Annotated in this window: 11 protein-coding genes and 1 pseudogene; 10 read left to right on the top strand and 2 right to left on the bottom strand. The window is 34.5% G+C overall.

The window, feature by feature from the left end:
* Nucleotides 1-425: 425 nt before the first annotated feature.
* The 5 genes from H033_RS0104080 (at nucleotide 426) to H033_RS21965 (ending at nucleotide 4,121) form a co-directional block, all read left to right on the top strand.
* Nucleotides 426-890 carry a GNAT family N-acetyltransferase gene (locus H033_RS0104080; protein ID WP_026837145.1) on the top strand — a complete coding sequence of 155 codons (465 nt, stop codon included), beginning with the start codon at nucleotides 426-428 and terminating at the stop codon, nucleotides 888-890.
* Nucleotides 891-1,079: 189 nt separating this feature from the next.
* A complete protein-coding gene (locus H033_RS0104075) occupies nucleotides 1,080-1,670 on the top strand; it encodes a HupE/UreJ family protein (protein WP_026837144.1) in 591 nt (196 codons plus the stop codon).
* A 105-nt stretch (nucleotides 1,671-1,775) separates the two neighbouring features.
* The gene (locus H033_RS0104070; protein WP_026837143.1) at nucleotides 1,776-2,207 is read left to right on the top strand and encodes a deoxycytidylate deaminase; all 432 of its coding nucleotides are present in this window, start codon (nucleotides 1,776-1,778) and stop codon (nucleotides 2,205-2,207) included.
* Nucleotides 2,204-3,793: a S41 family peptidase gene (locus tag H033_RS0104065; RefSeq protein ID WP_026837142.1), complete on the top strand. Its 1,590-nt coding sequence runs from the start codon at nucleotides 2,204-2,206 to the stop codon at nucleotides 3,791-3,793. The genes H033_RS0104070 and H033_RS0104065 overlap by 4 nt, the downstream gene beginning before the upstream one ends.
* Nucleotides 3,794-3,932: 139 nt before the next feature.
* Nucleotides 3,933-4,121 carry a hypothetical protein gene (locus H033_RS21965; protein WP_231367542.1) on the top strand — a complete coding sequence of 63 codons (189 nt, stop codon included), beginning with the start codon at nucleotides 3,933-3,935 and terminating at the stop codon, nucleotides 4,119-4,121.
* 331 nt (nucleotides 4,122-4,452) lie between these two features.
* On the opposite strand, the gene H033_RS0104055 is transcribed toward H033_RS21965, so the two are convergent.
* Both H033_RS0104055 and H033_RS0104050 read right to left on the bottom strand, forming a co-directional pair.
* Nucleotides 4,453-4,656, bottom strand: coding sequence for a hypothetical protein (locus H033_RS0104055; RefSeq protein WP_026837140.1), 204 nt, complete (start codon nucleotides 4,654-4,656; stop codon nucleotides 4,453-4,455).
* Nucleotides 4,653-5,228 carry a MarC family protein gene (locus H033_RS0104050; protein ID WP_034886262.1) on the bottom strand — a complete coding sequence of 192 codons (576 nt, stop codon included), beginning with the start codon at nucleotides 5,226-5,228 and terminating at the stop codon, nucleotides 4,653-4,655. The genes H033_RS0104055 and H033_RS0104050 overlap by 4 nt, the downstream gene beginning before the upstream one ends.
* A 145-nt stretch (nucleotides 5,229-5,373) precedes the next feature.
* On the opposite strand from H033_RS0104050, the gene H033_RS0104045 reads away from it, so the two are divergent.
* The 5 genes and pseudogenes from H033_RS0104045 (at nucleotide 5,374) to dgt (ending at nucleotide 12,997) form a co-directional block, all read left to right on the top strand.
* Entirely contained in the window at nucleotides 5,374-5,943 is a 570-nt protein-coding gene (locus tag H033_RS0104045) for a DUF3109 family protein (RefSeq protein WP_026837138.1), read from the top strand.
* 893 nt (nucleotides 5,944-6,836) lie between these two features.
* Nucleotides 6,837-7,814: a ribonucleotide-diphosphate reductase subunit beta gene (locus H033_RS0104040; protein ID WP_026837137.1), complete on the top strand. Its 978-nt coding sequence runs from the start codon at nucleotides 6,837-6,839 to the stop codon at nucleotides 7,812-7,814.
* Nucleotides 7,815-8,003: 189 nt separating this feature from the next.
* Nucleotides 8,004-10,481 (top strand): ribonucleoside-diphosphate reductase subunit alpha, encoded by a 2,478-nt coding sequence (locus H033_RS0104035; RefSeq protein ID WP_026837136.1) that lies wholly within the window; start codon nucleotides 8,004-8,006, stop codon nucleotides 10,479-10,481.
* A gap of 754 nt (nucleotides 10,482-11,235) precedes the next feature.
* A pseudogene (locus H033_RS19535) lies at nucleotides 11,236-11,612 on the top strand (GxxExxY protein).
* Between the two features lie 38 nt (nucleotides 11,613-11,650).
* The gene (gene dgt / locus H033_RS0104020; RefSeq protein WP_034886260.1) at nucleotides 11,651-12,997 is read left to right on the top strand and encodes a dGTP triphosphohydrolase; all 1,347 of its coding nucleotides are present in this window, start codon (nucleotides 11,651-11,653) and stop codon (nucleotides 12,995-12,997) included.
* Nucleotides 12,998-13,004: the final 7 nt, after the last annotated feature.

Raw genomic sequence — 13,004 nt, 5'->3', positions numbered from 1 at the left:
CATCAACATTGTAGTGAAACTTTACAACTACTTGTTAAGTTTTGATATTGCATAAATGCTTTAAGCAAGGCTCCCTAAAAACGCATAAATTTCTACTAGCACATCTCTAATCTCTGGGGCTAGCTCCAAATGATGTTTATTTTAGTTGAACTTAGAATTTACCTCTATTGGAGGATAATAAAAAAGTGCCGGTATTTTCTGGAAATCACGCTTCCCTACAAGTATAATCTCTTTCCAAAACCAGCACTATTAAATATGTCCCTTTTAATAGAAGCTTAATCAAAATTAAGATTCTTTGGATTGGGTTCCTTACGGATTTCCGTAAAACAATATAATTAAATAAGTTAACTCCCAATTATATCAATCCCCTTAACCTCTTGCCTTTTATTTGTGTTATATTTATAAGTATTTATCTTTCTACATCCATGAAGTTTATAGAAACTAAAAATCTTTCCGTAATAGAAAAACAAGCAATTTTTAAACTTTGGAATCAAGAATATCCAAAAAGTTTAGCTTATTCAAAAATGGAAGAATTTGAAGCCTATCTCAATAAGCTATCGGAATCATACCATGTCTTAGTTAAAGATGAGTTAGACACTATTTTAGGATGGTATTCAGACTTCAAAAGGGATAATGAAATTTGGTTTGCCATGATCTTGGATGATTCTATTCAGAAAAAAGGAATTGGAACTATTCTCCTTAATACTGCTAAAAAGAGGAATGAAAATTTAAATGGTTGGGTTATAGATCATAAGCACAACCCTAAAACAAATGGATCCATTTACAAATCTCCTTTAAAATTTTATATGAAGAATGAATTTCAACTACTTCCAGAAGTTAGGCTTGAATTGCCAATTATCTCTGCAGTTAAAATTTATTGGAGCAAATAACTCTGGTTTTTGAGGTTAGTTATTATAATTTTTAAAAGGAATTTATAAACTGAAAGCTCCAGATTAAAATAAAATTTACTTTATAGAATACCCGTTTAAAGTTGGTTATTCCTATTCCATTTTAAGAGAGTCCATTCATTTGACAAGTGAAGAAATAATTGTAATTTCGGATCTTATCACCCCCACTATATGTCTGAATTTTGGTTATATTTTAGATTAGGTCTAGAACATGTTTTAGATTGGTTGGCCTACGATCATATTTTATTTATTGTCGTTTTGGTTGCAGCCTACTCATTAAGCAGCTGGAAACGAGTTTTATGGCTAGTAAGCATTTTCACTCTTGGGCACACGCTCTCTCTGTTTTTGGCAGTGTATGACGTGGTAAGAGTAACTGCCTCTTGGGTGGAGCTATTAATAGCCTTAACGATCCTCTTTACAGCATTTTATAATATACTTTCTGCCAAGAAAAGAGAGCATCAAAGAAATATTAATGTTCTCTATTTTAGCACCGCTTTCTTCGGAATAATACACGGGTTAGGCTTTTCGAGATATTTTAAAATGATCTTCCCAGATTCTTCTAGTAAGTTTTTTCCGCTTTTAGAATTCGCTCTTGGGATTGAAGCAGCGCAAATTATCGTGGTGATCGCTGTCTTAATAGCATCTTTTATTCTTCAAAATGTGTTTCGTGTAACCAGAAGAGACTGGATTTTAGTAATTTCAGCAATTGTAATTGGTGTTTTATTACCTATTTTAAAAGATACTATTCTAGCCGTTTGGTAAAAATTTAACGCCTATAAATTGTTTTAATCCTTGTCTTACAATATTTTAGCAAGCTTTTTGTTTTGATGCTTAACTATAATATTGAGAAAGAATTTATTTAAAAAAATGCAGAAAGAAAAGCAGTTAAAATTTGATAAAGCTTATTTAAGAATAGCAAATGAATGGGGAAAACTTTCACATTGTAAACGCAAACAAGTTGGTGCGCTTATTGTGAAAGATAGAATGATTATTTCCGACGGATATAACGGTACTCCTTCAGGTTTTGAAAATTACTGTGAAGATGATGAAGGCTATACAAAGTGGTATGTGCTGCATGCGGAAGCTAATGCGATTTTAAAGGTTGCCTCCTCTACACAATCTTGTCAAGGCGCAACACTTTACATAACCATGTCCCCTTGTAAGGAATGCAGTAAATTGATTCATCAAGCGGGTATTACCAGAATTGTGTACGAAATTGGATATAAAGACAACACCGGATTAGAGTTTTTAGAAAAAGCCGGAATAGAATTAAACCAGGTAACAGAACTAGACAATTGAAGAAAAAACACAAAATATATCTCCCTTTATTACTAGGACTAGCTTGTGCCGTAGGAGTTCTACTTGGCTCCAAGTTAGATTTTACCCCAGACCAAAAAGGGCTTTTTTCTTCTAATGCCAAAAAAGAAAAACTCAATAGGCTTATAGATTATATAGACTACGAGTATGTAGATGATGTAAATACAGATAGTATTGTAGATGTCACTGTAAATAGAATTTTGGAAAATCTAGATCCGCATTCTGTATATATCCCCAAAAATGAATATGCCGGAGTAACCGAAAATATGCAAGGGGATTTTGTGGGGATTGGGGTGAGTTTTTACAATGTACAAGACACCATCGTTGTAATCCAGGCAATGACGGGTGGGCCTAGCGAGAAGTTAGGAATTAAAGGAGGAGATAGGATTCTATACGCTAACGACAAACAACTTTATAGCAAGCAAATAAGCAACGATTCTATTATTGCTCAATTAAAAGGCACAGAGGATTCCAGGGTTACACTTACTGTTTTACGCAAAGGCTTAAAAAAGCTTTTAAAATTTAATGTAACCAGGTCTAGAGTTCCATTAAAAAGTGTGGACGCTGCTTACATGCTGAATTCTGATTTGGGATATATAAAGGTAAATCGTTTCTCTGAAACCACTTACCAAGAATTTAAAACAGGTCTTAATAAATTAAAAAAACAGGGCGCTACTCAAATTGCTATTGATCTTAGGGATAATCCAGGAGGATACCTTTCAGAAGCTATTAATATTGTTGATGAATTTTTAGAAGACGGGCAGTTAATTTTATTTACCAAGAATAAGAAAGGTGATATCGAAGAAACTTTTTCTAATAAAAAAGGAGCTTTTGAGAAGAATAAGCTTTTCGTTCTCATTAATGAAAACTCAGCTTCTGCAAGTGAAATTGTTGCGGGTGCTTTTCAAGATAACGACCGCGGGACTATTATTGGAAGACGCTCTTATGGAAAAGGCCTTGTGCAAAGAGAGATGGAATTAGGAGATGGAAGCGCAGTGAGATTAACTATTGCAAGATATTACACTCCAACAGGAAGATCGATTCAGAAATCTTATGAAATGGGAAATGAAGCCTATTTTAACGACTATATCCGAAGATATAAAAACGGGGAAATGGCAACTGCAGATAGTATTCATGTAACCGACTCCTTACGTTACGTAACACCTGGCGGCAAAATCGTGTATGGTGGAGGAGGAATAATTCCAGATATCTTCGTAGCCAAAAACACCGACATGGAGCGAGAAAATATTACCTATGCTCTTAGAATGGGCCTTTTTAGTCGATTTGTTTTTGAAGAATTAGATAAAAAACGAGCATTTTACAACGCTCTTTCATGGAATGAGTTTTACACTGACGAAGTAGTTACAGATGAGACTGCAGAGAACTTTTTAGCGTACCTGAAAAGTCAGAATGTACCAATGAAGATCAATAATTATCAACCACTTTTAAAGAAATATATAAAAGCAGTTATGGCAGAACAACTTTTTGGAACGAATGAATTTCAACGTATTATTAATGAAAATGACCGAATTATTGATAAAGTCATTGAATTATCATTAACAAACTAGTATATTCGTAGACACTGTGGATGCTTACAACGACTATACGGCCATCTTTCTTTTACTCTCTCCTTTGTTCTTTTACATTGTAGCGGTGAGCTTTCGTCTATTGGATAACAGTGCGCTATTATTCTTACAAAAAGAAATTTTGGTAGATTCCTCAAATGTTTCATTAGGGGCGATTAAAAGTCAAATAGATTCTTCAGCAGATATTGAATTCAAATCTAAACTTAAAAAAGCCTTAATATACAGAAAGCTTCATAGGGTATTTATTATCTTAATGATCGCTTCTCTTCCTGTTACAGTGGTTACTTATTTCACCTTATTTTACTCCTAAGAAATTTTAAAAGGACATTTAATTCCATGTAATACTCTCTCAAAAATATTTTCTAAGGTCTTTACAGTTATTTGAATTTCAATGATTTAAAGCTATATTAAACAAGCCTTTTTTATATTATGCTATTATAAAACAGCAATTTCAGGAGATAAATAGATTAGGTCTTAGGTCTTTTTATTTTTAGAAACCTAGAGTTAAATGGAATAAATTATGCTGGCCAATTAAAAATCAAAACTGTAAGATAATTCTTTCTCAACTAGTTTAAAGCGTGGGTTTTATCTTACGCTTTAAATGATCTCTTTTAGAAAAAAAACAATAACCAATAATAGCCCTAATTCTTGTCTTTAACTTTATGTTCAATCGCTTTAGATGTCAACAAAATTGAAAGCAAAACGATCACACATGCTGCACATACAATTCCAATAAGTGCGATTGCACTATCTTCACTTAGTATATCACTAAAATTTAAAACTGTTACATTATAGGCAATAACAGCAACAGATAGCGCTATTAGTATGTAGATAAATATTTTCATTTAAATAAATTCTGAATGTTAGCAGCAAATAATTTTACCGCGATAGCTAGTAAAATTACACCAAATATTTTTCGGATTACGTTGATTCCTTGTTTTCCTAAAAAACCCTCGATCTTACCCGAAGATTTTAAAACTAAGTAAACAAAGACGATATTAATTACAATTGCAACAATAATGTTGACCGTTTCATATTCCGCCCTTAAAGACAATAAGGTAGTCATAGTCCCGGCACCTGCAATAAGAGGGAAGGCTAAAGGAACCACTGCAGAGGTTTCTGGCGTCTCATCTTTATAGAGTGTTATTCCAAGAATCATTTCTAGCGCTAGAAAAAACAGGATAAAAGAACCTGCAACTGCAAAAGAGTTGACATCTATTCCTATAAGTTTTAAGATCTCTGCTCCTACGAAAAGAAACATCACCATTAGGATACCCGCTACAATAGATGCTTTTTCACTTTGAATATGCCCTGCTTTTTTCTTTAGATCTATAACTATTGGGATGCTTCCAACGATATCTATTACAGCAAATAAGATCATGCTGGCAGTACCAATTTCTCGAATATCAAGTTTCATAACAACAAACATTAAAATAGTCGCAAAATTACGCTTAAAATACAGAAAGCAAATAAATTCCTGAAGAAATTTACAAAAGCATCAATCCCTAAAAAAGCCATCCTAAAGAGGTTATAAATTCAGTTTATATAATATCTTTGCGGCTATGTTCCAAATAGGTAAAACAATCGTTTCTGAAGATATAATCCAAAAGGATTTTGTGTGCAATCTTGCTGCTTGCAAAGGAGCCTGTTGTATAGACGGCGATGCCGGAGCACCTTTAGATGCGGCCGAAACCAAAATTCTACAGGATATTTATCCGAAGGTAAAACCATTCCTAAGAAAAGAAGGTATAGAAGCTATAGAGCGTCAAGGAACTTTTGTAACCACGGAAGATGGGGAGTTAGAAACGCCACTTATAAATGGAGCAGATTGCGCTTACGTAACCTTTGACAATAGAGGGACTGCTTTATGCGGAATTGAAGAAGCGTATAATCAAGGGGAGATAGACTGGAAAAAGCCTGTTTCCTGTCATTTATATCCGGTTAGAGTTCAAGATTATTCTGAATTTGCCGCAGTAAACTATCACCACTGGCATATTTGCGATGATGCTTGTACTCTAGGAAAAGAACTTCAAGTACCTGTTTACAAATTTGTTAAACAAGCTTTAATTAGAAAATTTGGAGAAGACTGGTATGGCGAACTTGAAGAAACTGCGCAGAAATTAAATAAATAAAACCTTCTCTTTTCAAAATCAAGAACCTCGGGGCAAGCCCGCCCGAACGTTACGGGCGGGCCCATGATGTATGTCCCGATGCTTCGGGAGGAAAATACTTTTAAAAATTCGAGGCAAGCTCGCCTGAACGTATCGGGCAGGCCTCGGGGAACCTGCCCAGCCGATCAGGAGGGTTAAATCCTCAATGAGGGATTAAAACGTTTTCAATTGCTGTCACTATTTAGAATTGTACACCATATTCATAGTTTAAAATTAATTTCTTGTTAAAGGAAAATATCATTACTTATAATTCTAAGTTAATTATAATTGATAGTTATAACTAAGGCTGTATTTTAGCAATAGTATACTACCCTACACTATTTTAGTATTCCCTCCTTCCCCCTTTTTTATTTAATAATATTTTGTTTTAATCATCTTTGGATTTTTTTAGTGGCCCTTCCTTTTTGATGACCTAACACCTTACTATTTCTGGCGAAGTTTTAAAATTTAAAAAATCTAGCGGTTTTTAATTTAGGCTATTTTGCACTTCTAGCAAATAACCCCTTTGCTACTTCTTTTTGATTTCTTCAAAATTCATTTCCATATATTGTTAAAATTTAGGCCAAAAAAACGCAATTGTTAATAGCTTCAAAAGAAGCTTGTATCGGTCTGTTTTAAAGGGATTACCATGTATTTACCCCCTATCGGTTCGTTTTTACCTACAGCATTTAATTAACTGATTTTCAGTTATTTACTTTTGCTTTTTAGCGCTATTTTAAGAACTTAAAAATAGACCTCTGTTAAAAACTTTGTTGAAAACGTTTGCTCATTTTCCTTTCAAAATCTAATAGATTTTTCAATATTTGTTTGAACGAGTATTTCACGTTAGATCACAATTAAAAAACCACTATTCTATGTCACAACTTGAACCCATTTTACAAGAGAACAAAGATCGATTTGTAATTTTCCCAATTAAACATCACGATATTTGGGATTGGTATAAAAAAATGGAAGCTAGTTTTTGGACTGCTGAAGAGATTGATCTTCATCAAGATCTTTCAGACTGGAATAATAAGTTGAATGCAGATGAGCGATATTTTATAAAACATATTCTTGCCTTTTTTGCTGCTTCAGATGGGATTGTAAACGAAAATCTTGCTGAAAACTTCGTGAATGAAGTTCAATATGCCGAGGCTAAATTCTTTTATGGTTTTCAGATCATGATGGAAAATATTCATTCTGAAACTTACTCCTTACTTATAGACACGTATGTGAAGGATGAAAAAGAAAAAGATCAATTATTTAATGCGATTGAGGTTTTCCCGGCTATTAAGAAAAAAGCAGATTGGGCTTTACAATGGATAGAATCTGATTCCTTTGCTGAAAGATTGATCGCATTTGCTGCTGTAGAAGGAATATTCTTCTCTGGTGCATTCTGCTCTATCTTCTGGTTAAAGAAACGTGGATTGATGCCTGGATTAACTTTCTCTAACGAATTAATATCTCGTGACGAAGGTGTTCACTGTGACTTTGCAGTGCATTTACACCAACATCACATCGTGAATAAAGTTCCAAAAGAACGTATTCGCGAAATACTTACCGATGCTTTAACTATCGAGCGTGAGTTTATCACTGAATCTTTACCTGCAAGTCTTATTGGTATGAATGCCAAATTGATGACAGAATATCTGGAATTTGTTGCAGATAGATTGTTAGTAGAATTTGGATGCGAAAAAGAATACGGTAGTGCAAATCCATTCGACTTTATGGATATGATTAACCTACAAGGAAAAACAAACTTCTTTGAAAAACGCGTAGGGGAATATCAAAAAGCTGGTGTAATGAATAAAGACAAAGACACAGACAAAATAAGTTTTGACGCCGATTTTTAATCAAGCGTTATTTTCCGGATTCAATCGTGCCCCCCAACACGGTTGTAGCCGGTAATTGAATAAACCCATTAAGTTATTCGAATTCCTAAATCTGAGAACTTACTTCTCTCTAGGACCATTCGGTTTCATTATAAATTTCTGTTTGCTTTAAGTTTCTTCTTATAGCAGACCCATTAAAAACATAAGCCTATGTATGTACAAAAAAGAGACGGCCATAAGGAGCCCGTTATGTTCGACAAAATTACTGCCAGAATTAAAAAACTTTGTTATGGTTTAAATGAACTGGTGGATCCGCTTAAGGTTGCAATGCGTGTTATTGAAGGTTTATATGATGGTGTTACCACAAGTGAATTAGATAATTTGGCCGCAGAAGTTTCTGCAACCATGACTACTTCTCACCCGGATTACGCCAAACTTGCTGCAAGAATTTCTGTATCTAACTTGCACAAGAATACCAAGAAAACATTTTCTGAGGTGATGACAGATCTTCATGAATATGTGAATCCTAGAACAGGGAAAGATGCCCCTCTTTTAGCAGATGATGTACAAAAAGTGATTCAGGAAAACAAAGAATTACTGGATTCTACCATTATATACAATCGCGATTTCAATTACGATTACTTCGGATTTAAAACATTAGAGCGTTCCTATTTATTAAAATTGAACGGAAAAATAGCAGAACGTCCACAGCATATGTTAATGCGTGTTTCTGTGGGTATTCATATAGATGATATTGATGCAGCTATTGAAACTTACGACTTGATGTCTAAAAAGTTCTTTACTCATGCAACGCCAACCTTATTCAACTCTGGAACGCCAAAACCACAAATGTCATCTTGCTTTCTACTCACAATGAAAGATGATAGTATAGATGGTATTTACGATACATTGAAGCAAACCGCTAAGATCTCACAATCTGCCGGTGGAATTGGATTATCTATCCATAATGTTCGTGCAACAGGATCTTATATTTCTGGAACAAATGGAACTTCCAACGGGATCGTACCTATGCTTAGAGTATTTAACGATACTGCAAGATATGTAGATCAAGGTGGAGGAAAACGTAAAGGTTCCTTTGCAATGTATGTAGAACCATGGCATGCAGATATCTTCGATTTCCTAGATCTTAAAAAGAATCACGGGAAGGAAGAAATGCGTGCAAGAGATCTTTTTTATGCGATGTGGATCCCAGATCTTTTCATGCAACGTGTAGAAAAAGATGGAAACTGGACACTTATGTGCCCTAATGAATGTCCTGGACTTTTCGATATCTATGGAGATGAATTCGAGGCATTATATCATAAATACGAAGCAGAAGGAAAAGGTAGAAAATCTATCAAGGCTCGTGAGTTATGGGAGAAGATCCTAGAATCTCAAATTGAGACTGGAACTCCTTACATGTTGTACAAAGATGCAGCAAATAGAAAATCCAATCAGAAGAACCTTGGAACTATAAGATCTTCCAACCTCTGTACAGAGATCATGGAATATACGAGCCCGGATGAAGTTGCGGTTTGCAACCTGGCTTCTATCGCTCTACCAATGTTTATAAAGGGCAATGAATTTGATCATAAAGAACTTTATAAGATCACTAAACGTGTGATCAAGAATTTAAACAAGGTAATAGACAGAAACTACTACCCTGTTAAAGAAGCAGAAAACTCTAATGTCCGTCACCGTCCTGTTGGATTAGGTGTTCAAGGATTAGCAGATGCTTTTATAAAATTAAGAATGCCATTTACCAGTGACGAGGCTAAAGCTTTAAACCAAGAAATATTCGAAACACTTTATTTCGCATCGGTTACAGCTTCTATGGAACTGGCTATTGAAGAAGGACCATATTCTACATATGAAGGGTCTCCAATGAGTAAAGGAGAATTCCAATACAATATGTGGGGAATTAAGGATGAAGATCTAAGCGGACGTTGGGATTGGAAAAAACTGCGCAAGCAAGTGCTTAAAAATGGAGTAAGAAACTCTCTTTTAATGGCGCCAATGCCTACAGCTTCTACCTCTCAGATCCTTGGAAACAATGAAGCTTTTGAGCCTTATACTTCTAACATCTATACCAGAAGAGTTCTATCAGGGGAATTTATAGTAGTGAACAAACACTTATTAGAAGATCTTGTAGAGCGTAATCTTTGGACAGAAGATGTGAAAAATGCCATTTTGCGTGCTAATGGATCTGTACAAGGAATAGACATTATCCCTCAAGACCTTAAGGAACTTTACAAAACTGTATGGGAATTAAGTATGAAGGATATAATAGATATGTCCAGACAACGTGGGTATTTCATAGATCAGTCTCAATCGCTTAATTTGTTCATGGAAAATGCAAACAACAGTAAGTTAACCTCCATGCACTTTTACGCATGGAAGAGCGGACTTAAAACTGGAATGTATTACCTAAGAACTAAGAGTGCGGTAGATGCTATTAAGTTCACCTTAGAAAAAGAGACTAAGAAAGAACCTGTATTAGAATCATATTCAGAATTGTCTCAACCAGAAGAAGTTGTGCAGGTAAAAGCAAAAGTAGAACCACAAACCACACCGAAACCTGCAGCAGTTGTTGCAGAAGGAGACGCACTTTCTCCAGATGAACTTCGCGATTTAATTGCTCAAGCCAAAGAAGGCGAAGATGATGATTGCTTGATGTGTGGATCTTAAACACAAATTAAACCAATAAAAAAATCCGATTTCATAATTAGAAATCGGATCTTAAAAATTTTAGAAACTAGATAATAGAAATGAGATTCTATTCTAGAGCCTTTTATTTTATTTGTTTGTGAGAATTCAAATATATGCAAAAAAGGTACAAAAGGATCTCTAAAAACATTAAACTTTAAAATTTTGTACTATGGCTAATAAAGCTAATTCAAAATCTTATCGTAGCGCGATTACTGGAAAGTATGTAAAGCCCTCTTATGCAAAGAGTCATCCGAAAACTACAGTAGGAGAAAAAAGAAAATAACAATCCTTAACTAAAGGGAAGTATTCGAAAGTTTACTTCCCTTTTTTACTACTTTTGAAATCAGTAGATTGGGCGTTACCCTTTCGGGTCGGGCTTTCGCTACTCGCTTCCCGAATAAAAATCGGGAGAGCTCAAACAAATAGCTCAATCCCTAACGCAACCTTTTAAACATGATGAATTGGGAACAACTTCTGAATGATTTCAAATAACAAATAAAATGATTTGAAAAAATCTGCGGTTTTCTGCGAAATCTGCGGGAAAAACCATAAATAATCATGATTTAGGAACAATTCCTTTCCTTAAAACGATATGAAATACAAATAAAAGCTTGAGCAAAGAACAAAGTAAAACCCGTATAGGTTTTTAAATAGATCAAGGCTTGGAAGACATTATAATAAAAAAATAAGCCCGCAGATTTCGCTGATATACGCAGAAAAGTAAACTAATAATATGGATGAAAATGAAATTTCTTATAAAATCAGAGGTGCCATTTTTAATGTTTATAATAATTTGGGGCCTGGCCTTTTAGAATCTGTTTATGTGGCAGCCATAAATTTGAACTTAGAAAAGAAGGTCTGAAAGTCAACAGAGAAGTTCCTGTTCCAGTTTACTATGAGGGTGAAAAATTAGAAGTAGGATTTAGGTTAGATTTGTTAATTGAGGACAAAGTTATCATTGAAGTGAAATCAGTAGAAAATTTAGCTGAGGTTCATCACAAACAAACGATCACCTATTTAAAGCTCACAAAATTAAAATTAGCTATTTTAGTGAATTTTAACGTAGAAAATATAACTCCAGGTATTTATAGAAAAGTAAATGGGTTGTAAATATCTGCGAAATCCGCGGGAAATAATTATATAACATGATGAATTGGGAACAACTCCTATCTTTAAAACGATATGGAGATACTAATAAAAGACTACGTAAAGAACAAAATGAAACCCGTCTTGGTTTCGAGGTAGATTACGATCGTATTATTTTCTCTTCAGCATTTAGAAGTCTTCAAGACAAAACGCAGGTAATCCCACTTTCTAAAACAGATTTTATTCATACCCGTTTAACCCATAGTTTAGAAGTATCTGTAGTTGGACGTTCCTTAGGAAGACTTGCCGGACAAAAGATCTTGGAAAAACATCCACAGCTAAAGGAAACTCATGCTTACCAAATGAACGATTTTGGAGCTATCGTAGCAGCGGCTTGTTTAGCTCATGATATTGGTAATCCACCTTTTGGTCACTCTGGAGAAAAAGCAATAGGCGAATACTTCAGTCTAGGAAACGGAAAACGCTACAAAGAGCAACTTACAGAAAAGGAATATCAAGATCTTATGAAGTTTGAAGGGAATGCCAACGGCTTTAAGATCCTTACCGAAAATAGACCAGGAATAGAAGGCGGACTTCGTTTATCCTATGCCACTTTAGGTGCATTTATAAAATACCCAAAGGAATCCCTTCCGCATAAACCCACAAAAAATATAGGTGATAAGAAGTTTGGGGTTTTTCAAACAGAACAAAAAATATTTGAAGAGATTGCAGAAGAATTAGGTCTAAAAACAGTTAGAAAAGGAGAATTTACAGCATACTCAAGACATCCTCTTGCTTTTTTAGTAGAAGCTGCAGATGATATTTGTTACACCATCATCGATTTTGAAGATGGAATAAATCTTGGATTGATCGATGAGGAATACGCATTAGAGTATCTCATTAAATTAGTAAAAAACAGCATTAACACATCTAAGTATAATTCGCTTACAAATACCGCAGATAGATTAAGCTATTTACGGGCTTTGGCAATTAACACCTTGATCACTGAGGCTGTAGCTATATTCCTGAAGAATGAAGAAACTATTTTAAATGGTGAATTTCATGAATCTCTTTTCGATAAAAGCAGTTATGAAGCCCAGATCAAGGATATCATAAAGATCTCTGTGGAACGAATTTATCAAAGTGAAGATGTAATAAATAAGGAAATTGCGGGTTACAAGATGTTATCGTACCTTTTAGATACTTATACTGGAGCATTTTTACCAGAATCCATTGCATTAGATGACTCCAATTATAATAATTTAGTAAGGAAATCGGTTCCGAAATTAAAAATACAAGAAGGGCAATCGGTTTATGAAACTTTATTGCAACTTTGCACCTACACCGCATCTTTAACCGATGGAATCACCGTTGCTTCCTTCAATAAATACAAAGGTAATAGCATATAAATTGCTT

The sequence above is a fragment of the Gillisia sp. JM1 genome, assembly GCF_000424645.1.
Taxonomy (GTDB): domain Bacteria; phylum Bacteroidota; class Bacteroidia; order Flavobacteriales; family Flavobacteriaceae; genus Gillisia.
This window is presented reverse-complemented; position numbering and strand designations above follow the sequence as displayed.

Excerpts from the sequence above, each read along its gene's own strand:
- H033_RS0104035 (WP_026837136.1), top strand. The coding sequence starts at position 8,004 with ATGTATGTACAAAAAAGAGACGGCCATAAGGAGCCCGTTATGTTCGAC.
- H033_RS0104050 (WP_034886262.1), bottom strand. The coding sequence starts at position 5,228 with ATGAAACTTGATATTCGAGAAATTGGTACTGCCAGCATGATCTTATTT.
- H033_RS0104040 (WP_026837137.1), top strand. The coding sequence starts at position 6,837 with ATGTCACAACTTGAACCCATTTTACAAGAGAACAAAGATCGATTTGTA.
- H033_RS0104055 (WP_026837140.1), bottom strand. The coding sequence starts at position 4,656 with ATGAAAATATTTATCTACATACTAATAGCGCTATCTGTTGCTGTTATT.
- H033_RS0104075 (WP_026837144.1), top strand. The coding sequence starts at position 1,080 with ATGTCTGAATTTTGGTTATATTTTAGATTAGGTCTAGAACATGTTTTA.
- dgt (WP_034886260.1), top strand. The coding sequence starts at position 11,651 with ATGAATTGGGAACAACTCCTATCTTTAAAACGATATGGAGATACTAAT.
- H033_RS0104045 (WP_026837138.1), top strand. The coding sequence starts at position 5,374 with ATGTTCCAAATAGGTAAAACAATCGTTTCTGAAGATATAATCCAAAAG.
- H033_RS0104080 (WP_026837145.1), top strand. The coding sequence starts at position 426 with ATGAAGTTTATAGAAACTAAAAATCTTTCCGTAATAGAAAAACAAGCA.
- H033_RS0104070 (WP_026837143.1), top strand. The coding sequence starts at position 1,776 with ATGCAGAAAGAAAAGCAGTTAAAATTTGATAAAGCTTATTTAAGAATA.